Origin of the sequence: Massilia pinisoli (assembly GCF_024753285.1) — a bacterium.
GTDB classification, from domain to species: domain Bacteria; phylum Pseudomonadota; class Gammaproteobacteria; order Burkholderiales; family Burkholderiaceae_D; genus Telluria; species Telluria pinisoli.
Genome location: NZ_JANUGW010000007.1, coordinates 25,715 through 47,789, shown reverse-complemented (window position 1 = coordinate 47,789; position 22,075 = coordinate 25,715). Strand labels below are relative to the sequence as shown.

The following is a 22,075-nucleotide window of genomic DNA, read 5'->3' as shown; positions in this document are numbered from 1 at the left end:
TCAGTCTTGTTCCAGTGGGACTTCGGTTGCGGCCTGCGGCGCGGCCTGCGCGGCCGCCTCCCAGACCATCAGCAGTTGCGCGACGACGGCGACGGCGATCACGGCGGGCTCCTTGCCCTCGATGCCGGGGATGCCGATCGGGCACACCATGTCGTCCAGGCGGGCGCGGGAGATGCCGCGGTCGCGCAGGCGGTGCTCGAATTGCTTGCGTTTCGTGTCGGATCCGATCAGGCCGAACCAGTCGTGGCCGGCGGGCCGGCGGAGGATCGCCTCGGTCAGGCGCTGATCCAGCGCGTGGTTGTGCGTCATGACGAGGAAGCTCGTGCCGGGTGCAGCCCGGCGCGCCAGGACTTCCGGCATGTCCGTCGCTTCGACGACGACGTTGGCCGGCACGGCGGACGGGAACATCTCGTCCCGTTCGTCGACCCATGTCACCTTGCACGGCAGGTCGGCCAGCAGGCGCACGATGGCAGCGCCCACGTGGCCGGCGCCGAACAGCATCACGTGCGCGCGCGGCGCCGGGACGTGGTCGACGAGCCAGCGCCGGCCGGTCGCATCCAGCAGCACGCGGGTGCCGCCGCTGCGCGCGAAGTCGGGCCAGCGGCCGCCGCGGCGCAGGATCGTGTGGCCCAGCGCGTCGACGAGCGCGAGGTCCGGTGCGCCGTCCAGCGCGACGGCACGCCACACGTCTTCATGGCGGCGCGCGGCCAGCTCGGCGCAATGCTCTCGGTCGGCCAGCTCGAACGCGAGGTGCACGACGCCGCCGCAGCATTGGCCGAGACTGGGGCCGAGCGGGAAGCGCTCCAGGCGGCGCGCTTCTCCGCTCGCGAGCATCGCACGTGCCGTCTCGACGCCGCGCAGCTCCAGGTGGCCGCCGCCGACGGTGCCCCACTGACCCAGGGCATCGACGAGCATGCGGGCGCCCGGTTCGCGCGGGACGGAGCCGTCGACCTTCGCGACCGTGATCAGCACGGCCGGCTGGTCGGTGGGGATCTGCCAGGTGTCCATGTCACGCTGCCTTGTGTTCCTGCACGGCCTGTTCGACGAAGGACACGGCGTCGAGGATCGCCTCGCTCGTCGCGGGCGCGCACAGCGGCGGGTTGACCTTGTGGTCGCCCACGGCCGAGATGGCGTCGCGGAGCGCGAGGAATACGGAGAACGGCAGCAGCAGCGGCGGTTCGCCGACGGCCTTCGACCGGTGGATCGAATCGGCCACGTTGCGGTTGTTGAAGAGCTTCACCGTGAACGCATCCGGGCAGTCGGACACGCCCGGGATCTTGTACGTCGACGGCGCATGCGTCATCAACTTGCCCTGCGCGTTCCACCACAGTTCTTCCGTCGTCAGCCAGCCCATGCCCTGGATGAACGCGCCTTCGACCTGGCCGATGTCGATGGCGGGGTTCAGCGAGTTGCCGGCATCGTACAAGGCGTCCGCGCGCAGCAGCTTCCATTCCCCGGTCAGCGTGTCGATGACGACTTCCGCCACCGCGGCGCCGTACGCGAAGTAGAAGAACGGATTGCCCGTCATCGTCTTCGGGTCCCAGTGCAGGTTCGGCGTCGCATAAAAGCCGTCCGACCAGAGCTGGACGCGCGACAGATAGGCTTTCGCCACCAGTTCGCCGAACGGGACTTCGTGGCCGTTCGCGAACACGGTGTCCGCGACGAAGCGCACGTCGGCGACGTCACCGCCGTACTGCTCGGCGGCGAAGGCGGCGAGGCGTTCGCGGATCTGGCGCGCCGCATCCTGCGCGGCCTTGCCGTTCAAGTCCGCGCCCGTCGATGCGGCGGTCGCCGACGTGTTCGCGACCTTACTCGTGTTCGTGGCGGCGATGCGCACGCGCGTGAGATCGACGCCCAGCTCGTGCGCGACGACCTGCATCACCTTCGTATTGACGCCCTGCCCCATCTCCGTGCCGCCGTGATTGACGAGGATGGAGCCGTCCACGTACACGTGTACGAGGGCGCCGGCCTGGTTCAGGTGCGTCACGTTGAACGCGATGCCGAATTTCACCGGTGTCAGCGCGAGGCCTTTCTTCAGCACGGGGCTCGTCGCGTTGTACGCATTGATGGCTGCACGGCGCGCGCGGTATTCGCTCGTCGTCTCCAGCTCGCCCACCAGTTCGTGGATCACGTTGTCGACGACGGGCTGGCCGTACGGCGTGATGTTGCGGTCGATCTTGTCGTAGAAATTCAGCTTGCGGATGTCGAGCGAGTCCTTGCCGAGATTCCTCGCGATCTCGTCGATGATGTACTCGATCGCGATGGCACCCTGCGGACCGCCGAAGCCGCGGAACGCCGTGTTCGACTGCGTGTTCGTCTTGCCGGCCGCCGCGCGGATGTCGCAGTCGGACAGGTAATACGTGTTATCGAAGTGGCAGATGGCGCGCGTGGCCACGGGGCCGGAGAGATCAGCGGAGTAGCCCGCGCGGCTCACCATGTCGACCTTCGCCGCGAGGATGCGGCCCGAATCGTCATAGCCCACTTCGTACAGGTAGTGGAAGCAGTGGCGCTTGCCGGTGACCATCATATCGTCGTCGCGGTCCGCGCGCAGTTTTACGGCGCGGCCCAGGCGTTTCGCGGCGATGGATGCAGCGGCGGCCCACAGCGCCGACTGCGATTCCTTGCCGCCAAAGCCACCGCCCATGCGACGGCACTCGACGACGATGTTGTGCGAATGGAGGCCCAGTGCGTGCGCGACGACGTGCTGCATCTCGCTCGGGTGCTGCGTGGAGCACAGCACGAGCATGCCGTCGTTTTCCTGCGGGATCGCGTACGAGATCTGGCCTTCGAGATAAAACTGCTCCTGGCCGCCCACGTACAACTCGCCCTGCACGCGCAGCGGCGCACGCTCGAAGGCCGTCTCGGCATCGCCGCGCGTCAGGCGCATCGGCGGCAGCACGTACGAACCGGCGGCGCGCGCGGCCTGCGGCGTGAGGATCGCGGGCAGTTCTTCATAAGTGACCTTCGCCTTCTTCGCGGCGCGGCGGGCCAGGTCGTGGCTGTCGGCGACGACGACGAAGATCGGCTGGCCGATGTATTGCACGAGGCCGTCCGCGAGGATCGGGTCGTCGTGGATGATGGGGCCGCAGTCGTTGGTGCCGGGGATGTCCTTCGCCGTCAGCACGGCGCGCACGCCACGGCTGGAAAGCACGTCCGCAAAATCGATGTCGAGGATGCGGGCGTGCGCCTTGCTGGACAGGCCCAGCGCGGCGTGCAACGTGCCGCGCACCTCGGCGATGTCGTCGGTGTAATCGGCCTGGCCCAGCACGTGCAGCCGGGCCGATTCATGGGCCTTGCCGAGGCCGACCTGCTTCCACTCGGCCTTGGTCAGTGCGGGGGATCCTGCGTCGTTCATGTCTGTCTCCTCAAGCCAGGGCGGTCGGTGTTTTGTTTGCGAACGGATTGACTGCGCTGGTCGGCAGGGGGTTGTCCTTGCGCGTTTCGAGCCAGTAGCGGCGCAGCAGGTTCTGCGCCGTCTTCATGCGATAGGCGCTCGACGCGCGCATGTCGGACAACGGTGCGTAATCCTGCGCCAGCGCGGCCATGGCTGCCGTCACGGCCGCTTCGTCCCACGCGCGGCCGTTCAGCAGGGCTTCCGCCTGCGCGGCGCGCTTCGGCGTCGCGGCCATGCCGCCGAACGCGATGCGGGCGTCGACGACGATGCCGTCTTCCAGGGTAAAGGCGAAAGCGGCGCAGACGGCCGAGATGTCCTGGTCGAAGCGCTTCGCGAGCTTATACGTGCGGAACGCCACGTTCTTGCGCGGCAGCGGCACGCGCACGGCTTGCACGAACTCGCCGTCGCGCCAGTCCTTGACCTGGTAGCCGAGATAGAAGCGTTCGAGCGGCATCGTGCGCTCGCCGTCCGGCCCGCGCAGCACCAGTTCGCTGCCGAGCGCGATCAGCCACGGCATCGAATCGCCGATCGGTGAACCGTTCGCGACGTTGCCGCCCAAGGTGCCCGCGTTGCGGATCGGGAGCGACGCGAAACGCTGCCACAACTCGCCCAGCTGCGCTTCGTAGTGCTTGCAGATGGCGCCGTACGCCTCTTCCAGGGAGATGCCGGCGCCGATCTCGATAAAACCGTCCTGCTCGCGCACGGTCTTCAGCTCGGCCACGTGGCCCAGGTAGATGATGTCGGTGAGTTCGCGCATCTGCTTCGTGACCCACAGGCCCACGTCGGTGGAGCCGGCGAGGATCGTCGCCTTCGGATGCGCGGCGCGCACGGCGACGAGTTCGTCCAGGGTGCGCGGGGCGTGGAACGTCTGGCCGTCGTATGCATAGGTGGCGCCCGCGTCGCGCTGCAGCGCGCGCAATTGTTCGGCGACGGCGGCACGGTCGAATTCGACGCGCGGCAACGTGACCATGCGCTTGGCGGCGTCGATGATGGGGCGGTAGCCGGTGCAGCGGCACAGGTTGCCGGACAGGGCGTCGTCGATTTCGCAGCGGCTCGGCTCGCGGCCTTCCTGCTTCAGGTACATGCCCCACAGCGACATCGCGAAGCCCGGCGTGCAGAAGCCGCATTGCGAGCCGTGGCATTCGACGAGCGCTTGCTGCACGGGATGCAGGTTGCCGTCCTGCTGCGCCAGGTCTTCGACGGTGAACAGCGCCTTGCCGTCCAGCGTGGGCGTGAACTGGATGCAGGAATTGACGGAGCGCATCTGCAGCTCGCCGTTCTCCAGCGATCCGATGACGACGGTGCAGGCACCGCAATCGCCTTCGGCGCAGCCTTCCTTGGTGCCGGTGCAATGCAGGTCCTCGCGCAGGTGCTGCAGGACGGTCTGCGTCGGCGCGACGTCGTTCACTTCATGGACGGCGCCGCGGTAGAAAAATCGGATCGGTGTGGACATCATTGCCTCGGACGGTGAAAGTGTGCTGACAGGATGCAAGAGTAGCACCGGGGGTCAGGCCAACTATATCGGGATACCGATTTTGAATATCAGATATTTTCAATATCGAAGCGCACACGGCGCCCGCACGCTCCAGCATGCCCCTGTTGGAGGCCGCATGCAATCCGTCGGGGACGCGGCCGTGTTGCGAAACTTGCTATCCTTGGGCCGTCACCGGGAGGCCTCATGGCATTGCACATCGTTCATTTCATCGGACCGATCAACGCGAATTCCGCGTGCACCGTGCGCAACCTGTGCCTGCAGGCCCTGCAAAGCGGCGCGACGGAACTCGAACTGCACATGTCGACGGAAGGCGGCAACATGACGGCCGGCTTCGCCCTGTACTACTTCCTCAAATCGCTGCCCCTGCCGCTGACGACGTGGAACGTGGGCAGCGTGGAATCCGTCGGCGTCGCCATCTTCCTGGCCGGCAGCAAGCGCTACGCCTGTCCCGGCACGCGCTTCCTCATCCATCCGCTGCACTGGGGCTTCGGCAACCTCGTCGCGGCGGACCACGCCCGCATCTCGGAATGGCGCGACTGCCTCGACTTCGACGCCGAGCGTTATGCCGCCATCTACGAAGACGCCACCCGCGGCGCACCCGGCGCCCACGACATCCGTTCCTACCTCACGGCATGCTCCCGCATCTACACGGCCGAGCAGGCGGTCGAGGCCGGCATCGTCCACGCTGCGCGCCAGGCCCGGCTGCCGGAAGCGGGTACGACGTCGCACTGGTGGAATTAAAACCGTCATTCAAAACTGACAGTAGATAGTGTCTGTTTGCAACAACACAGTTAGCCCTAACGTAACCAAGTAGAGTGATTATTCGCGCATTTTCCTTGCGGCAAAAATTCGTGGCGCTCTACAATTTATTACAGATTCGTTACGCGGCCTAAACCATCGCCACGGCAGTGTCTCTATAACAAAAATCGTCCACCCGCAGTCTTCAGCAGGTAAATCCCATGAAAAAACGCATCATCGCGAGTGCGCTCGCTATGTCTTTTGCCGTGCCTTGCGCTTTCGCGCAGGACGCTTCCGCCGTGCGCATCAGCGGCTTCGGTACCGGTGCCCTCACCTGGACCAACACGGATAAGGCCGAGTTCGCCCGTCCGAACCAGGCCAGCGGCGCCAAGAAGGACGTCACCACCGGTGTCGATTCCAACTTCGGCATCCAGGCCGACTATGCCGTCAACAGCTGGCTGTCCGTCACGGGCCAGGGCCTCGTGCGCAAGGACGCACAGGACGACTTCGGCGCCGAGCTGGCCTGGGCGTTCGCCAAGGCCAAGGTCTCGGATGACGTTTCCGTCCGCGTGGGCCGCATGGGCGTTCCGGCGTTCATGATTTCCGACTACCGCAACGTGGGCTATGCCAACACGATGCTGCGTCCGCCGGCCGAAATGTATGCGCAGATGCTGTTCAACACGGTCGACGGCGCCGACATCACCTGGCAGCACAGCTATGGCGACACCACGTACACCGCGCAATTTGCTGTCGGTAAGAGCGACGTCGACATCGCCGGCGGCCCGAAACTGGCAGGCCGCCGCCTGACCGCCGTGAACCTCGTGGCCGAGCACGGCCCGCTGACGGTGCGCTTCGGCCGCGTCGACGGTCACCTGAACCTGACCGGCTCGCCGTCGCTGACGACCTTGCTGACCTCGCTGAACACGTTCGGCGCCGGCTACCACATCCCGCAGGCCAACCAGCTGGCAACGGACATCGACGTGCATGACAAGAAAGCGTCGTTCACGTCGCTCGGCGCCACGCTCGACTGGAACAACGTCCTCGTGCAGAGCGAGTACGCGAAGCGCAAGACCGACAGCTACGTCAACGACACGACGTCGTGGTACGTGATGGGCGGCTACCGCTTCGGCAAGATCCTGCCGTACTACAGCCACGCCAAGCTGACCATCGACGACTCCGTGCACAACGGCATGCCGGCAGCCTGCCCGGCCGGCTACCCGGCCGCCTGCACACCGACGATCGCGGCACTGTCCGGCTTCGTCGCCGGCCTGCGCTACACCGGCGTGAGCCAGGGCGAGCAGCAGACCGATTCGATCGGCGTCCGTTGGGACTTCTACCGTTCCCTGGCGCTCAAGGTGCAGTTCGACCACGTGCGTCCGAGCCAGAAGGGTGGCCTGCTGATCAACTCGCAGCCTGGCTTCCATGGCCCCGTCAATGTCGGCGCCGTCGCGCTCGACTTCGTGTTCTGAAAGGGATGTCGATGAAACATCTGATCAAGAGCGGCATCGCCGCCGCAGCACTGCTCCTCGCCCTGCCCGCCATGGCGGAAGTGGTGGTCGTGGTGAACCCGAAAGCCGCCGAGTCGTCGATGACGAAGGACCAGGTCTCCCAGTTCTTCCTCGGCAAATCGACGGCGATGAGCCCCGTCGACCAGCCGGAAAGCGCCCCGATCCGCGCCGAGTTCTACAAGAAGGTGACGGACAAGGAAGCGTCGCAGGTCAAGGCCCTGTGGTCCAAGCTGGTGTTCACCGGCAAGGCCACGATGCCGAAGGAAGCCGCGGACAGCGCCGCCGTCAAGAAGATGGTGGCGAGCGACCCGAAAGCCATCGGCTACATCGAAAAGAGCGCGGTCGACGCATCGGTGAAAGTCATTTACACACCGTAAGCGCCCCCAACCTCCCTCCCCCGATCCGCCGGGTGGAGGGATTTTGAATTTAGAGGAAACGGCATCATGAGCATCAAGCGCAAGATCTGGGCACTCCCCGTCATCTCCACCATCATCTTCGGCCTCGGCGTGGCGGTGTCCGCCAGCATCGCGAACGGCGCCCTGAACTCGATCCACACGACCGAAGCCGTCGACTATCCGGCGCTCGGCACGGCGAAGGCATTGACGGCCGACCTGCAGGGGATCACCGACGGCCTGCGCGATGCCGTGTCCGAAGGCGACAAGAGCCGTGTCGCCCAGATCGGCGACCAGGCGAACAAGGTCCGCGCCAAGCTGGCCGAAGTCGCCAAGATCCCGGGCATGGATGCCACGGGCAAGCGCCTCACGAAAGAATTCGAAGATTACTATGCGCCGGCCCTGTCGTCGGCCAAGATCATGCTCGAACTCGAGCAGGGCGATCCGCAGGCCACCGTGCAGCGCATGCAGAGCGCGCTGACGGTGCTGAATGCCGACGTCGCGAAGTTCAATGATCAGGCCCAGCAGAATTTCAAGGACGGCATCGCACGCAGCGCCTCCAGCGTGAATCGCGTGTTGTCCGTCACCATCCTCACGGCACTGATCGTGATCGCGACCCTCATCGGCGTGTCATGGTTCGTCATCCGCACCATCTGGCACCAGCTGGGCGGCGAGCCTGAGTATGCCCGCGAGATCACGCGCGCCGTCGCGGCCGGTGACCTGTCGATGGAAATCCGCCTCGAGAAGGGCGACGAGCACAGCCTGCTCGTCGCGCTGCAGGAAATGCGCACGCGCCTCGCGACAATGGTGGCCGGCATCAAGACGTCGGCCGAGACCATCGCGACGGCCAGCGCCGAGATCGCCAGCGGCAACGCCGACCTGGCCGGCCGCACGGAATCGCAGGCAGGCAGCCTGGAGCACACGACGCGCGCCGTCGAATCGCTGACGGACACCGTCAAGACGAACGCCGCCAACACGAATCAGGCGAACGCCCTCGTCGTATCCGCCACCGACATCGCTACGCGCGGCGGCGAAGTGGTGGGCAATGTGGTGACCACGATGGGCGCCATCAACGCGTCCGCGAAGCAGATCGTGGAAATCATTTCCGTCATCGACGGCATCGCCTTCCAGACGAACATCCTGGCACTGAATGCGGCCGTCGAAGCGGCGCGCGCGGGCGAACAGGGCCGCGGTTTCGCCGTCGTCGCGGGCGAAGTGCGCAGCCTGGCCCAGCGCTCGGCCGCTGCCGCCAAGGAGATCAAGCAGCTGATCGGCGATTCCGTCGCGAAGGTCGATGCCGGCAGCGCACTCGTCGACGAAGCGGGCGCCACGATGGAGCAGATCGTCGCGTCGGTGCGCAAGGTGCACGACATCATGGCCGAGATCAGCGTGGCCGGCCAGCGCCAGGCCGAAGGCATCGAGCAGATCGGCCGCGCCATCGACGACATGGACCAGATGACGCAGCAGAACTCGGCGCTCGTCGAGGAAGCGTCGGCCGCGGCGGAATCGCTGGCGGAGCAGACCGAGCAGTTGTCCGGCGCGCTGGCGCAGTTCAAGCTGGCCTCGAGCCCCACGCTGGGCCCGTCCGCCGGCCACGCGCGGCTGGCGCTGGCGCGCGGCTGACGCAGCGGCACCCCGGCACGGGTGCCGCCCGTTCGAGGGCAACGGAAACCAAGCGCCCTGGCCCTATTCGGAGTATGCTTGAATCATCAAGCGCCGTACTGCACGCAGTGACCCATCGTCTGGTCGCGCTGATTCAACGGCAACGCACGGAACCCGGCCGTCGGTGACGGCCACTCGCCGGCACGGCGCGCGTGGTACAGGGTACCGTGCGAGGTCGCAGCCTGAAGCGGCCAGCTCGCTGATCCCCCTTTCGCCACGAGACCTCGGGGGGTTCATCATGCGACACACTTTGAAAGCAGTCTTCGATCACCGCAGCGATGCCCAGCACGCGCTGGACGAATTGCTCGCTTCGGGCTACCCGAGCGCCGACCTGGCGCTCTCGGATATCGCGCCGACAGGACCGGCCGCCGACGAGGGCCATACGGGCGTTGCCACGTCGATCCGGCACACGGCCGCACGGCTGCTCGGCGCCCTGCACCACAAGGATGCCGAGACGCACCGTCACGCCGTCACGCTCACCACCGACACGGATCCGGCCGCCGAACGCGCCGCCATCATCATCGCGCGTTTCCATCCGGCCGGGCTGGAAGACACTCGTGACGCGCCAGCCCCGCGTGCGGCACCGGAAGGCGCCCCGATGCGGCGGCGCTATCCGCCAGGCACCGCGCCCGGCGCGCTGCAACACCATCCCCACGAAGACAGCCGCTATTTCGGCACGCAGGACGCCTCGGCGCCACCGGCCGGCAACACGTACCGGGAAACGCTGGGCTCGATCGCACAATGGAGCGCCCCGGACGACGAGGACGCCCTCGCCTTCATCCCGGACGCGCCGACGGACCTGCGCCAGGACGACGCCATGCATGCCACCGAGGCGGGCCCGGGACAGGCCTGGGAAGACGTCGAGCCCGTCCTGAAGAGCGACTGGGAACGCCGGCATGCCGGCAGTACGGCGGCGGCGTGGGACAAGGTCAAAATGGCCGTGCGCCATGGCTGGGAGCGGGCAAGGCATTGACGACGGCCGGCCATGAACCCGGTCACATCATTCCTGGTCTGCGTCAGCCTCGGCGTCGGCGCGGCCCTCGTCTACTGGGTCTCGCCGGTGCTCGGATTGCCGTTCATCGTGCTGGCCGTGCTGCTCGCGTTCTCGCTGAAGATGGCCAACACGTGGCAAAAATTCGTCATCTTGAGGCTGGGGAAACTCCACAGCGTCAAGGGTGCCGGGCTGTTCGCCATCGTGCCCGTCATCGACAACGTCGTGGCCGTCATCGACGGGCGGATCCAGACGACGGCCTTCAATGCCGAGCAGGCGTTGACGAAGGACACCGTCCCCGTCAACGTCGACGCCATCATCTTCTGGCACGTGCACGACGCCGAGAAAGCCGCGCTGGCGATCACGAACTACCGCGAGGCGATCGACCGGGTGGCCCAGACGTCGCTGCGCGAAATGATCGGCATGTCGATGCTGGCGGCGCTGCTGTCCGAGCGCAAGGAGGCCGACGCGCAACTGAAGGAATCCATCGGCCGCAAGACGGCGCCGTGGGGTATCACCGTCGGGTCGGTGGAAATCCGCGACGTCGCCATCCCCGTCGTTTTGCAGGACGCCATGTCACGGCAGGCGCAAGCCGAACGGGAAAAGCAGGCACGGGTCATCCTCGGCTCCGCCGAAGCCGCCATCGCGGGGAAGTTCGTCGAAGCGGCAGGCATGTACGCGGGCCATCCGGAGGCCCTGCAACTGCGGGCGATGAACATCATCTACGAAACGACGAAGGAGCGCGGCGCCACGATCCTGATCCCGAGTTCGATGATCGACAGCCTGAACCCGTCCGCAGCACCAGTCTGGCCAAACTTGCAAGCCCCCTCCCCTTGACTTAGAATCGGCCTCTGACGATTCTTGACGGTGATCCTTGGAAACCGTACCACTCTGGGTGCTCATCCTCGCACTCGCGCTTCTGATCCTTTGTTCGGCCTTCTTCGCGATGGCGGAAACCGCCCTGATGGCGGCCAATAAATATCGCCTGCGCCATCTCGCGCAACGGGGCAATCGCGGCGCCATCACCACCTTGTGGCTGCTGGACCGCACGGACAAGCTGCTGTCCCTCGTGCTCATCGCCAACACGCTGATCAACGCGATGGCGACGGCGCTCGTCACCGCGATCGCCATCCTGTTCTTCGGCCACGAGGAAAGCGTGATCACGATCGCGACGGCCGTCGTCGCCTTCCTGCTGATCGTGTTCGCGGAAATCTCGCCGAAGATCATCGGCGCCACGTACCCGGAGCGCATCTCGCTCGGTTCCAGCTTCGTGCTGCGGCCGCTGATGAAAGTGGCGAAACCCGCGATCTGGTTCGTCAACCTGTTCGTCAACGGCCTGCTGCGCCTGCTGCGCATCCGCGGCGTGGGCGTCGGTCACGCGGACGCCCAGCAGCGCCTGTCGCCCGAAGAATTGCGCTCCGTCGTGCTGGAGGCCGGCAGCTACATCCCGCAAAAGCACAAGAGCATTCTCTTGAACCTGTTCGACCTGGAAAAGATCTCCGTCGAGGACATCATGACGCCCCGCAGCCAGATCGAGGCGCTGAACCTCGCGCTGCCCGTCGAGGAATTGAAGGCCGAGCTGACCACCTGCTACCACAACAAGCTGCCCGTGTACGAAGGCGAGATCAATCGGATCGTCGGCATCCTGCACGTGCGCAAGGCCGTCGCGCTGCTGAACGAGGAAGACGACCTCACGACGGAGCATTTCCGCGAACTGTTGACGGAGCCCTATTTCATTCCGCAAGACACGGGCGTCTTCACGCAGCTCCAGTATTTCCAGGAAAACAAGGAGCGCCTGGGCATCATCGTCGACGAGTACGGCGAGGTGCAGGGCCTCGTCACGCTCGAGGACATCATCGAGGAAATGATCGGCGACTTCACGACGTCGACCCCGGGCGCGGCGCGCAGCGAGGCGATGGCGTGGGATGCGCAGGGCGAGGTGCTGCTCGAGGGTACGACGCCGCTGCGCGACATCAACAAGAAGCTCGGCCTCGACCTCCCCCTCGACGGCCCGAAGACCGTCAACGGCCTGCTGCTGGAACGGTTGCAGGAGATTCCGGAATTCCCCATCGCCTTCAAGATCGGCAACTGTGTGATCGAAGTCGTGCAAGTGCAGAACCAGGCCATCAAGGTCGTGAAACTGTTGCGGCCGGTCGCGGTCAAACGCTGGCTGGCCGCCTGATCGGGCGTCGCCGGCCCAGCGCCGCCGGTCACGATCCGGCGGTAAGCCCTTGTTCTTGCACGAGGAATAACGATGTTGTCGACCCGGCATTGCTCTTCGGTTACATGCCACTTCGTCCACGTGGTATGTATACCTCTTTCCCCACGACAAACTCTTGACCGATTTAATGCCTACGGGCATCATCGAGAACATCCGCCGGGACCGTCCGCCCTGTCCGGCTTCTTGTCGCCCTTCCGACCTTAACCATATGGCAGCAGTCCTCCCCAACACCACCCCTGGCACCGCGTTGCCCGGGTTGGCGCGTGCCCTGCTGCAGGCCGGACGGCTCACGCCCCCACAGGCGGACGTGCTGCAAAAGAAGGCGTCCGCCGACAAGGTCGGGTTCATCGATACCTTGCTCGGCAGCGGCACCATCGATCCCCGCTCACTGGCCGCCTTCTGCGCCGAGACGTTCGGCTATCCGCTGCTCGACCTCGCGTCGTTCAGCCCCGACTGCCTGCCCGTCAACGCGATCGACCCGAAGCTGATGCAGGCCCAGCGCGTCGTGGCGCTGGCGCGGCGCGGCAACAAGATGTCGGTGGCGCTGTCCGATCCGACGAACACGCAGGCACTCGACCAGATCAAGTTCCAGAGCGAATCGACGGTCGAACCGGTGATCGTCGCGCACGACGCGCTGCTCGCGCTGCTGGCCAACCTCGCCAAGAGCGCCGACCAGGACTTGAGCGAGCTCGTCGGAGAGGAAGGCGACATCGAATTCGCCGACGAGGAACCGCCGCCGCAGGGCCAGGAAGCGGCCGCGGCCGCCGCCGAAGTCGAGGACGCGCCCATCGTGCGCTTCCTGAACAAGGTCTTGATGGACGCGATCAACCTGGGCGCGTCCGACATCCACTTCGAACCGTACGAAAAGCAGTACCGCATCCGCCTGCGCGTGGACGGCGTGCTGCGCGACCATCTGGCCCCGCCGCTGTCGATCCGCGACAAGCTCGTGTCGCGCATCAAGGTGCTGGCCAAGCTCGACATCTCGGAAAAGCGCGTCCCGCAGGACGGCCGCATGCGCCTCGTGCTATCGCCCACGAAGACCATCGACTTCCGCGTCAGCACGTTGCCCACGCTGTTCGGCGAGAAGACCGTGATGCGTATCCTCGACGCGACGCAGGCCCAGATGGGCATCGACGCGCTCGGCTACGACCCCGACCAGAAGGCGCTGCTGATCGACGCCATCACCCGTCCGTACGGCATGGTGCTCGTGACGGGCCCGACGGGTTCCGGCAAGACGGTGTCGCTGTACAGCTGCCTGAACCTGCTGAACAAGCCGGGCATCAACATCTCGACGGCGGAAGATCCGGCCGAGATCAACCTGCCGGGCGTGAACCAGGTCAACGTCAACGACAAGGCGGGCCTCACGTTCCCCGTCGCGCTGAAGGCGTTCCTGCGCCAGGACCCGGACATCATCATGGTCGGCGAGATCCGCGACCTGGAAACGGCCGACATCGCCATCAAGGCGGCGCAGACGGGCCACATGGTGTTTTCCACCTTGCACACGAACGACGCGCCGTCGACCTTGACCCGCCTGATGAACATGGGCGTGGCGCCGTTTAACATCGCGTCGTCCGTCATCCTGATCACGGCGCAACGCCTCGCGCGCCGCCTGTGCACGTGCAAGCAGCCGCTCGAGATCGGGCGCGACACGCTGAAGGCGGCCGGCTTCCGCGACAGCGACCTCGACGGCGACTGGAAGCCGTACGGCCCCATCGGCTGCGAACGCTGCCTCGGCTCCGGCTACAAGGGGCGCGTGGGTATCTACCAGATCATGCCCATCTCACCGGCGATCGAAGCGCTGATCCTTGGGCACGGCAACGCGATGCAGATCGCCGCCCAGGCCGAGGCCGACGGCGTGAACTCGCTGCGCCGGTCCGGCCTCCTGAAGGTCAAGCAAGGCCTGACCAGTCTCGAAGAAGTGCTCGGCTGCACGAACGAATAAGGATCCACTATGGCAACGACATCCGTCCCGGCGCGCCGCGCCGCCAGCACCCAGGTCAAGGAACACATCTTCGCCTGGGAAGGCAAGGACAAGACCGGCAAGACCGTGCGCGGAGAAATGCGCGCGGGCGGCGAAACCATCGTGAACGTGACCCTGCGCCGCCAGGGCATCATGGTCACGAAGGTCAAGAAGAAGGTTTATCGCAGCGGCAAGAAGATCCAGGACAAGGATCTCACCTTGTTCACGCGCCAGCTGGCCACGATGATGAAGGCCGGCGTGCCGCTGCTGCAATCGTTCGACATCGTCGGCAAGGGCCATGCGAACCCGTCGATGTCCAAGCTGATCATGGACCTGCGCGCCGACATCGAGACGGGCACGAGCCTGAACAACGCCTTCCGCAAATACCCGCTGTACTTCGACCCGCTGTTCTGCAATCTCGTGGGCGCCGGCGAGCAGGCCGGTATCCTGGAAGACCTGCTGACGCGCTTGGCGATCTACAAGGAAAAGACGCTTGCGCTGAAGAGCAAGATCAAGGGCGCGCTGATGTACCCGTGCGCCATCATCGCCATCGCGTTCATCGTCACCGCCGTCATCATGATCTGGGTGGTGCCCGCGTTCAAGTCGGTGTTCTCCAGCTTCGGCGCCAACCTGCCGGCCCCGACCTTGATCGTGATGGGCATCTCCGACTTCGTCGTGCAGTGGTGGTACCTCATCTTCGGTTCGATCTTCGCGTCGTTGTACTTCTTCTTCCAGACCTGGCGCCGGTCGCTGAAGATGCAACAGACGATGGACCGCGTGCTGCTGCGCATCCCCGTGTTCGGTGACGTGGTGCGCAAAGCAACGATCGCGCGCTGGACCCGAACGCTGGCGACGATGTTCGCGGCCGGCGTGCCCCTCGTCGAGGCGCTCGACTCCGTCGGCGGCGCGTCCGGCAACAACGTCTACCTGGACGCGACGAAAAAGATCCAGACGGAAGTGAGCACCGGCACGAGCCTGACGGTCGCCATGCAGAATGCCAATGTCTTCCCGAATATGGTGACGCAGATGGTCTCGATCGGCGAGGAATCCGGCGCGCTGGACGGCATGTTGGGCAAGGTGGCCGACTTCTACGAGGAAGAAGTGGACGAGGCCGTCAAATCGCTGTCGTCGCTGATGGAGCCGATGATCATGGTCATCCTGGGCGTGCTGATCGGCGGCCTCGTCGTCGCGATGTATCTGCCTATCTTCAAGCTGGGGTCGGTGGTCTGATTGCACGTCGAGGCGTTGAAGGCGGTGCGTTACCGGGCGCGCATGGAGGACAACGCTGTCGACAGTACTGGGTAGCGATGCTTTTGAATGCCTTGCTGGAGACGGCCGGGCATCGTCAACGACACGAATACGAGCGATCCTGTCGCGGCAGTTCGCCTCCTGCAGCCGGGGGCGCCGTCCCGGCCCCGGTAAACACCTTTCTCAGCGTGCCGATTTCTCCAAGAGCCACTGCTGTCTTTTCCTTGTCATCGCAATAGCACGTCGCTCCCGTAAGATCGTCCTGGAGCGCCACCAGTTTCGGCCGCAGCTGGGACTTCAGGCAGGCTGGAACTGAAAGCCACACGCCTGCAAGCGCACGCAGAGCAGTCACGACTGCGGAAGGACGCCAGCAGCCGGCGACATCGGTGCTGGGCTCAAAAGAAACGGGGCTTCCGGACGGATCGGGCCAGATGCCGCCGACAAGCCGGAGGGCGCGCGCGGCTGGCGAACCATGCGGCGCATAGAGCGACAGTGCGTCGTACCTGACGTAATGGTAAATGGTCTCCGCCCCTACGCTCAGGCCGACACCCGGCAGCCGGTCCGCCGCTCCGGCAACATCCACGTCCAGGCGCTTCAGGGCAGCCACATCGTCCGGGGAGCGCTCGTATATCTTGTCCCGTCGCTGCTGGAACTCTTCGCCAATGGCTTGCTGCAGTTGTTCGGAAGATGAGATCACGGCACACAGCGCCTCGTCGGCATGTGTCTTCGCCAGGATGCTCAGCTTATCGAGGTGACCGCGCGCCAGCCGCGCCTCCGCGGCGCTCGCGGAGGCGGCGGCAGCGCCGGCCCGGGAAAGGGCCGCAGCTCCCGCAGGGGGCGACATGGCGACTGCACTCCATGCGACGCAGAGAGCGCCGGCAAGCAACGCCCTCGATCCGTGCGCGGCTGCGTGCTGCGGCCGCCGATGCATGCATTGTTGTTCCGATCGGTACATTGCTTGTCCGCTTCAGTGTCCGTTTGCCGACCAATGGGGCGCGTCGCTGGTCAGTTTCAAGACTCCATAGCCGGCGCCCACAGTCTGCAGATCCGTATTGCCCGCGCCAGTACGTGGCGTCGTCGAAATCGTCACATTGTTACCGTCAGCCGCCCTGATCGTCAGGGTGTTCGACCATGTGATGGTCATGTCCACTGCCTGGCGTTGCGTGTGCTGGGACTGCAGGGCTGCGGCATGTGCCATATGGTACCCGTTGACCATGGCCTGCGCAGCCGCCTTCGATGCCTGCGCATCCACTTCCCCATCGGCGTTGTGATGCACCCAGCAGATATCGATGCCTCCATACTCGGGCACGTTAGCCGGATCGAAGCCGTTCTTCGCGATCTCCCAGGCGTAGTGCATCAGGAAAGCGCGTTCGGGCGGGCGGTACGTCGCCGAGATGGCAACACTGGCGCCTGCGGTTTGCAAGGCATTGTAGAAATTGGTCGCGTTAGCCTGGAATCCAGGTGCCAGGTCTGTCAGTGATGTGCTGGTCGGAAACTTGGCGACCCATGCGGCACCGCTCGACTCCTTGATGTGCACGGATTGCTGTGCGGAGCTGCTCTTAGCCGTAGCTGTGACCTGGAAGTCGCCTTTTGCCGTGAAACGCGTCTTGAACGTGCTGCCTGCCCCCGTCGCCGGCGAGTCTCCGCCGCTCCAGGCAGCCAAATTCGCCGAGTCGCCGGTTGCGTGGAATGTGACCGTCTGGTTCACGCACGCGGAGGCAAGGTCGGTGGTCACGGCCAGCTTGTCGACCCCGACGAAATCGACCACCACCTGAGAGTCGAGCAAACCATCGCCAACGTTGGTCACGGTCGCGTCGACCTGTACGGTGTCCCCTTGCGACGACACCGGCAGCGTGAGCACGCGCCATTTGGTAGAACCATTGGCGTCGAACGCTGCGAGTCCCATGCTGTTCATGCTGTTAGCGTCCGACGCCATGCCTCCACCGGCCTGGCTGCGAACCTGGACGGAGTAGGAATCGTTGTATTTGCTTCCGAAGTAGCCGCCTGGCACCTCGCTCGTGATGAATCGGTAGCGGATCGTGACCGTCGAATTTCCGGGAGGCACGACGAAAGTCCGGGACACCGACGACGGGCCCTCACCCGACGTTGTCAGCATGAGGTCCGTGTCCGCCGCGGCACCCGCGAGCGCGCGGGCGCGGATTGCGTTCAAGTCGCTAGCGCCGGCCTGCGCGCTTTTCATTGCCTGCCACAAAAGCAGTCGATTTGCGGCTCCGGCCACAGTCTGCGACGCCGGTTTCGCAGTGGACGATTGCCCGACGGGGACGATCTCTTCCACGTGCGGCACAATGCTTAATACGCCGCTCTTGCTGCCATCCCATCCAGACGTGCCCTGGCTGAAGTCGTTGTTGTCGATCGAGCTGGGCGTATTGAATCCTTGCAGCTTGAGCTGTACGTTTCCGGCCGTGCCCACGGTGGTCAAGGTCGCGGTGAGATTGCTTCCGGACTTAGCGTTCAGTTGAATCGTGCGGTCAGGTAAATTCTCAAGTGTCAGCTGACCGTTCGTGGTGCTCTGCTGGCTCACCAGGCCCTGCGCGTCCATGATGGCGACGCCGACGTCCGCCTGATCCGGCACCGAGCCGTCGGGATTCACCACGACGACAGTCAGCGTATGGGCCCCGGCCCACAGCGTGGTCTTGAAACTCAGCGCCCGGTTCTGGGTGTCGCTTGCCAGCAGTACGATGTCGTTGCGTCCGTCTTGCAGCGCGGTCGACACGATGATGCTGTTTCCTTGCACGTCGATATCAGACAACGGCACCTGGGTGCCGCCATTGAACACGCTGACGCCTTCCTTCGTGGCAGTTTATCTGCGTACCGGTCACGTCGAATCGCAATGGCGTAGCGAGCCCCACCGGCTTGCTGGGGTCGACGGAAACAAGCGTCACATTACCTGGGGAAACCGCCTCCGTGTGTTCCCCCTCGCTGAACGAAAACTGTAGTGTGAACGATGTACTGCCGCCCTTGTTGGTCGCAGTCACCACATAGGACTTTGCATCGACCTCCTCGTTCGGCGTGCCGGAAATGACGTCGGTCTTGGCATCGATCGTCAATCCATCCGGCAGCGACGGCGACACGGAATGGGCATCGACAGTCCCTTCGACAGTCGGTTCGAGTTGCGGGATCGGATCTCCGACGAGTTGCGCCGGCGGCTGCTGGTACAAAAGATTCTTTGGCGTTGCGACTCTGTCGTCTCCGCCGCAGGCAGTCAGCGTGGCCAGCGCCGCAAGAGCGATGAACCCGCGCCGACAAGGGAATTCATCTAATGCTCGCAACGCAGTTGCAAACCTCCGTGCCACCGTCTGCAGAACGCTTTCCCGAACCGTTCGAACTGTAGTTCCCCACATAGGATCCTCCTTGTCTCATCGGCAAAGACCACGCTGCTTTCGACGAGTATGTCGTGCCGAAAAGTAGGAGCTCTGACGTATGGCAAGGGCGCTCGGAAGGAAAAGTACGGGCTGCGCAATATAAGGCTGTCCGGGGAGCCGCGACGCTTACGACTGTTCGATAAAATCCTTATTAAAAAATAATAGGGAGTTGGCGCGAGGTATGAAGACATTCGGCAGCGCATGACGGCCCCGGCCCGGCTACCCCATCCTCCACGGGTAGAACTGTGCGCTACCGCACAGTGCAATGAGGCAATAACTGATAAGTTCGAAAAGCTCGTTTTCAACTCATCGGTTTATCATGGCCTCTTGTCCCGAATGTGGTTCCACCTACGTGCGCCGGGTCGCGCGCACGCCCTCCATGCGTCTTCTGTGGGGCAGCGAGCTCCTGCTTTGCAGCGACTGCGGTGAACGCTCCCTCGTGTTCCCGAAACTGCGCCAATTCGTCGCGCGCCACCCGAACATCCACCAATTCCTGAAGCGCTTGCCGGACAGCAGCGCCGTCGCGCGCATCATTCCCGAACGCCAACGCTCGTCCTGAGCGCGCCGGCCATCCATTCCCGCACGCGCTCTCGCGAGCGTCGCGCCTCGCCGCCTTCGGCGGTCCGGACGCGCTCACACCATCTGCCGCACCGTCACTTGGCGCAAGTCTTCCCGCCCACGCCGTGGAAGCCCTTCGCCTTCGCATCGGCCTCCGTCATGTACTCGCCCTTCTTGGTCTTGCCGTAGTACTTGCTGCCCTCGCAGTGGTAGACCTTGCTCGAGCTGTTCGCCCAGACCTTCCCCGGGCCGCCGCCCGGCGCCTGTTCCTTCTGCGCCACGGCCGGTTTAGATGTCTTGCCGGCAGCGGGTGCGCTCGCCGTGGCCGGGGCAGCGCTCGGGCCGAGCGGATTCGGTACGGTCGTCTGGGCAAACGCCGCGACGGCCGTCAATGCGCCCAACAGGCCTACGAGATATTTTTTCATGATCGCTCCATGTGGTTGTGCTGATGTATCGGCCGCAGCCGGCGTTGAATCATATTCTCAGACAACATGTCGAACCGGAAAATAACCAAATCGTAACGTGTGCGCGCCCGGCGCCGAGCTAACATTTTATTCATTGTAAATACTGCCGGTTCACTCTCATTCGGACGGACCTTATGAACGGCCCCAATCATTTTGCCGCTCGACAATTGCTGGACGAGCGGCCCGGACTGCGCGAGCATATGGCAGACGTGCGGCTGGGCCGTGTCGTGTCCACGGCCCCCTTGCCGCCCGGATCGCCCTAGGCCGCCATGTCCAAACCGCCGCCCGAGCTCGACGAGATCGCCCCCCTGCTGCGCGCCGACGCCGCGGGGACGGTGCGCGACGAGACGGCCGCCGCGGAGGCCTCCCTGTCCCGTCGCTTCATGCTGGGCACCCGCACGTGGGCCCTGCTCGTCCTGCTCGCGCTATACCTCGGGCCCGGCCTCGTCGGCCACCAGCCGTGGAAACAGGACGAGACCTACATCACCGACATCGTGCGCACCATGCTGACGACGGGCGACGTCGTCGTGCCGCGCATGGCCGGCGAAGCGTTCATGGAAAAGCCGCCGCTGTTCTACTGGGTCGCAGGTGCGCTGGCGACATGGACGGCACCCGTGCTCGCGCTGCACGACGGCGCGCGCCTGGCCACCGGCGCATGCCTCCTGCTGGCCTGCGCCGCAATGGCGCAGTGCGGCCGGCGCTGGGTCGATGCGCAGTTCGGTCGCACGACCGTGTTCGTGCTGCTCGCCTGCCTCGGCCTCGCCGCGTACGCGCACCTGATGCTGACCGACACAGCCCTCCTCGCCGGCATCGCGCTCGGCATGGCGGGCCTGCCGCGCTGGCGCACGCGCCCCGTGGCCAGCGGGCTGCAGGTGGGCACCGGCATCGGCATCGGCTTCCTCGCCAAGGGCCTGCTCGCGCCTGGCGTGTTCGGCCTGTCCGCCCTGCTGCTGCCGCTGTGCTTCAAACGCTGGCGCGCGCGCGCCTATGCGCAGACCGTCCTCGTCGCGCTGCTCACGGCGCTGCCGTGGCTGATCGTATGGCCGGTCGTGCTGTGGTCCAGGTCGCCGGCGCTGTTCCACGACTGGTTCTGGATGAACAATATCGGGCGCTTCGTCGGCTTCGCGGTGCCCGTGCTGGGCGCGGCGAACGATCCGGGATTCTGGGCCAAGAACCTGTGGTGGCTCACATTCCCGGCCGCGCCGCTCGCCGTCCTCGCGCTGTGGCGCGACCGCGCGCTGCTGGCCACGGACGAACGCATGCAGTCGGCCGCCGTGCTCGCCGCCGTCGTCCTGGGCGTGCTCGTCGCGTCGGCATCCGCGCGCGACGGCTATGCGCTGCCGCTGCTGCTGCCCCTCTCTCTTCTCGGCGCGCGCACGGCGCTGACGCTGCCCCCAATCATCGAGCGCATCTGGCGCGCCGGTGCGCGCGGCCTGTTCGGCGGCATCGCCCTGGCGTTCTGGTGCATCTGGGCCTACGTCATGTTCACGCACGATCCGCTGCACGTGCACGCGCTGTACCGCCTGCTGCCGCCCGATCCGGACCGTCACATCGGCACCCTGCACCTTGCCTGCGCGCTGGCCGCGACGGCGGCTGCGACGTGGCTCATGGCGCGGCGCCAGGCGGCGCTGCAGACGTGGGTCGTCGGCCTCGCGCTGTGCTGGCTGCTGGCGGCCACCTTGTTCATGCCATGGGTCGATGCGGTGAAATCGTATCAGCAGGTATTCCAGTCGCTGCAGGCGGCACGCGGCGCCGGCACGGGCTGCGTGGCCAGCTACGGCCTGGCCGAAAGCGAGCGCGCGATGCTGCACTACTACGAAGGCATCGTCACGGAGCGGCTCGAGACGCGGCCGTCGTCCGCCTGCACCTTGATCCTGCTGGAAGACCCGAACGGCCGGCGGCCCCGCTGCAGCGACGACGCGTCGTGGCGGCCCGTCTGGGACGGCGCCCGTCCGGCCGACCGCGACGAACGCTTCTGGCTGTTCCGGCGTCCGCCCGGCACAGCAACGTGCGCCAGCGAATGACCGGCACGCAAATTGCATTAACTCCCAGCAACGCAAT

Annotated in this window: 18 protein-coding genes; 11 read left to right on the top strand and 7 right to left on the bottom strand. The window is 65.3% G+C overall.

Going from position 1 to position 22,075, the window contains the following annotated elements; translation table 11 throughout:
- Genes xdhC through xdhA form a run of 3 tightly spaced genes read right to left on the bottom strand, consistent with a single transcriptional unit; the run spans position 1 to position 4,847 of the window.
- Positions 1–1,008 (bottom strand): xanthine dehydrogenase accessory protein XdhC, encoded by a 1,008-nt coding sequence (xdhC, locus tag NX784_RS11500; RefSeq protein WP_258816797.1) that lies wholly within the window; start codon positions 1,006–1,008, stop codon positions 1–3.
- Between the two features lies 1 nt (position 1,009).
- Entirely contained in the window at positions 1,010–3,355 is a 2,346-nt protein-coding gene (gene xdhB / locus NX784_RS11495; RefSeq protein WP_258816796.1) for a xanthine dehydrogenase molybdopterin binding subunit, read from the bottom strand.
- A 10-nt stretch (positions 3,356–3,365) separates the two neighbouring features.
- Positions 3,366–4,847 (bottom strand): xanthine dehydrogenase small subunit, encoded by a 1,482-nt coding sequence (xdhA, locus tag NX784_RS11490; RefSeq protein ID WP_258816795.1) that lies wholly within the window; start codon positions 4,845–4,847, stop codon positions 3,366–3,368.
- Positions 4,848–5,072: 225 nt separating this feature from the next.
- Between xdhA and NX784_RS11485 the strand changes: the two genes are divergently transcribed.
- The 9 genes from NX784_RS11485 (at position 5,073) to NX784_RS11445 (ending at position 15,591) form a co-directional block, all read left to right on the top strand.
- The gene (locus tag NX784_RS11485) at positions 5,073–5,630 is read left to right on the top strand and encodes a ClpP family protease (protein ID WP_258816794.1); all 558 of its coding nucleotides are present in this window, start codon (positions 5,073–5,075) and stop codon (positions 5,628–5,630) included.
- 218 nt (positions 5,631–5,848) lie between these two features.
- Positions 5,849–7,096, top strand: coding sequence for a hypothetical protein (locus NX784_RS11480; protein ID WP_258816793.1), 1,248 nt, complete (start codon positions 5,849–5,851; stop codon positions 7,094–7,096).
- 11 nt (positions 7,097–7,107) lie between these two features.
- The gene (locus NX784_RS11475; protein WP_258816792.1) at positions 7,108–7,512 is read left to right on the top strand and encodes a type 2 periplasmic-binding domain-containing protein; all 405 of its coding nucleotides are present in this window, start codon (positions 7,108–7,110) and stop codon (positions 7,510–7,512) included.
- 66 nt (positions 7,513–7,578) lie between these two features.
- The gene (locus NX784_RS11470; RefSeq protein ID WP_258816791.1) at positions 7,579–9,150 is read left to right on the top strand and encodes a methyl-accepting chemotaxis protein; all 1,572 of its coding nucleotides are present in this window, start codon (positions 7,579–7,581) and stop codon (positions 9,148–9,150) included.
- A 277-nt stretch (positions 9,151–9,427) separates the two neighbouring features.
- Complete coding sequence (locus NX784_RS11465) at positions 9,428–10,162, top strand: hypothetical protein (protein WP_258816790.1); 735 nt, start codon at positions 9,428–9,430, stop codon at positions 10,160–10,162.
- Positions 10,163–10,174: 12 nt separating this feature from the next.
- Positions 10,175–11,017 (top strand): slipin family protein, encoded by an 843-nt coding sequence (locus NX784_RS11460; protein ID WP_258816789.1) that lies wholly within the window; start codon positions 10,175–10,177, stop codon positions 11,015–11,017.
- Between the two features lie 37 nt (positions 11,018–11,054).
- Positions 11,055–12,362, top strand: a complete 1,308-nt coding sequence (locus NX784_RS11455; RefSeq protein WP_258816788.1) for an HlyC/CorC family transporter — start codon at positions 11,055–11,057, stop codon at positions 12,360–12,362.
- 247 nt (positions 12,363–12,609) lie between these two features.
- Complete coding sequence (pilB, locus tag NX784_RS11450; RefSeq protein WP_258816787.1) at positions 12,610–14,343, top strand: type IV-A pilus assembly ATPase PilB; 1,734 nt, start codon at positions 12,610–12,612, stop codon at positions 14,341–14,343.
- Between the two features lie 9 nt (positions 14,344–14,352).
- The gene (locus NX784_RS11445) at positions 14,353–15,591 is read left to right on the top strand and encodes a type II secretion system F family protein (protein ID WP_258816786.1); all 1,239 of its coding nucleotides are present in this window, start codon (positions 14,353–14,355) and stop codon (positions 15,589–15,591) included.
- A 115-nt stretch (positions 15,592–15,706) separates the two neighbouring features.
- Here the strand turns inward: NX784_RS11445 and NX784_RS11440 are convergent, their stop codons facing one another.
- The 3 genes from NX784_RS11440 to NX784_RS11430 form a co-directional block, all read right to left on the bottom strand.
- Positions 15,707–16,453: a hypothetical protein gene (locus tag NX784_RS11440; RefSeq protein ID WP_258816785.1), complete on the bottom strand. Its 747-nt coding sequence runs from the start codon at positions 16,451–16,453 to the stop codon at positions 15,707–15,709.
- Between the two features lie 123 nt (positions 16,454–16,576).
- Complete coding sequence (locus tag NX784_RS11435; RefSeq protein ID WP_258816784.1) at positions 16,577–18,406, bottom strand: hypothetical protein; 1,830 nt, start codon at positions 18,404–18,406, stop codon at positions 16,577–16,579.
- Positions 18,372–18,971 (bottom strand): putative Ig domain-containing protein, encoded by a 600-nt coding sequence (locus NX784_RS11430; protein WP_258816783.1) that lies wholly within the window; start codon positions 18,969–18,971, stop codon positions 18,372–18,374. Before NX784_RS11430 ends, NX784_RS11435 begins: the two co-directional genes overlap by 35 nt.
- 400 nt (positions 18,972–19,371) lie before the next feature.
- On the opposite strand from NX784_RS11430, the gene NX784_RS11425 reads away from it, so the two are divergent.
- The gene (locus NX784_RS11425; RefSeq protein ID WP_258816782.1) at positions 19,372–19,551 is read left to right on the top strand and encodes a hypothetical protein; all 180 of its coding nucleotides are present in this window, start codon (positions 19,372–19,374) and stop codon (positions 19,549–19,551) included.
- Between the two features lie 94 nt (positions 19,552–19,645).
- On the opposite strand, the gene NX784_RS11420 is transcribed toward NX784_RS11425, so the two are convergent.
- Positions 19,646–19,975 (bottom strand): sunset domain-containing protein, encoded by a 330-nt coding sequence (locus tag NX784_RS11420; protein ID WP_370662927.1) that lies wholly within the window; start codon positions 19,973–19,975, stop codon positions 19,646–19,648.
- Between the two features lie 308 nt (positions 19,976–20,283).
- On the opposite strand from NX784_RS11420, the gene NX784_RS11415 reads away from it, so the two are divergent.
- Positions 20,284–22,038, top strand: a complete 1,755-nt coding sequence (locus NX784_RS11415) for an ArnT family glycosyltransferase (RefSeq protein ID WP_258816781.1) — start codon at positions 20,284–20,286, stop codon at positions 22,036–22,038.
- Positions 22,039–22,075: the final 37 nt, after the last annotated feature.

Coding starts and splice junctions, on each gene's coding strand:
- NX784_RS11425 (WP_258816782.1), top strand. CDS start 19,372: ATGCGTCTTCTGTGGGGCAGCGAGCTCCTGCTTTGCAGCGACTGCGGT.
- NX784_RS11440 (WP_258816785.1), bottom strand. CDS start 16,453: ATGTCGCCCCCTGCGGGAGCTGCGGCCCTTTCCCGGGCCGGCGCTGCC.
- NX784_RS11470 (WP_258816791.1), top strand. CDS start 7,579: ATGAGCATCAAGCGCAAGATCTGGGCACTCCCCGTCATCTCCACCATC.
- NX784_RS11445 (WP_258816786.1), top strand. CDS start 14,353: ATGGCAACGACATCCGTCCCGGCGCGCCGCGCCGCCAGCACCCAGGTC.
- pilB (WP_258816787.1), top strand. CDS start 12,610: ATGGCAGCAGTCCTCCCCAACACCACCCCTGGCACCGCGTTGCCCGGG.
- NX784_RS11460 (WP_258816789.1), top strand. CDS start 10,175: ATGAACCCGGTCACATCATTCCTGGTCTGCGTCAGCCTCGGCGTCGGC.
- NX784_RS11415 (WP_258816781.1), top strand. CDS start 20,284: ATGTCCAAACCGCCGCCCGAGCTCGACGAGATCGCCCCCCTGCTGCGC.
- xdhB (WP_258816796.1), bottom strand. CDS start 3,355: ATGAACGACGCAGGATCCCCCGCACTGACCAAGGCCGAGTGGAAGCAG.
- NX784_RS11430 (WP_258816783.1), bottom strand. CDS start 18,971: ATGTGGGGAACTACAGTTCGAACGGTTCGGGAAAGCGTTCTGCAGACG.
- NX784_RS11420 (WP_370662927.1), bottom strand. CDS start 19,975: ATGAAAAAATATCTCGTAGGCCTGTTGGGCGCATTGACGGCCGTCGCG.
- NX784_RS11465 (WP_258816790.1), top strand. CDS start 9,428: ATGCGACACACTTTGAAAGCAGTCTTCGATCACCGCAGCGATGCCCAG.
- NX784_RS11480 (WP_258816793.1), top strand. CDS start 5,849: ATGAAAAAACGCATCATCGCGAGTGCGCTCGCTATGTCTTTTGCCGTG.
- xdhC (WP_258816797.1), bottom strand. CDS start 1,008: ATGGACACCTGGCAGATCCCCACCGACCAGCCGGCCGTGCTGATCACG.
- NX784_RS11475 (WP_258816792.1), top strand. CDS start 7,108: ATGAAACATCTGATCAAGAGCGGCATCGCCGCCGCAGCACTGCTCCTC.
- NX784_RS11485 (WP_258816794.1), top strand. CDS start 5,073: ATGGCATTGCACATCGTTCATTTCATCGGACCGATCAACGCGAATTCC.
- xdhA (WP_258816795.1), bottom strand. CDS start 4,847: ATGTCCACACCGATCCGATTTTTCTACCGCGGCGCCGTCCATGAAGTG.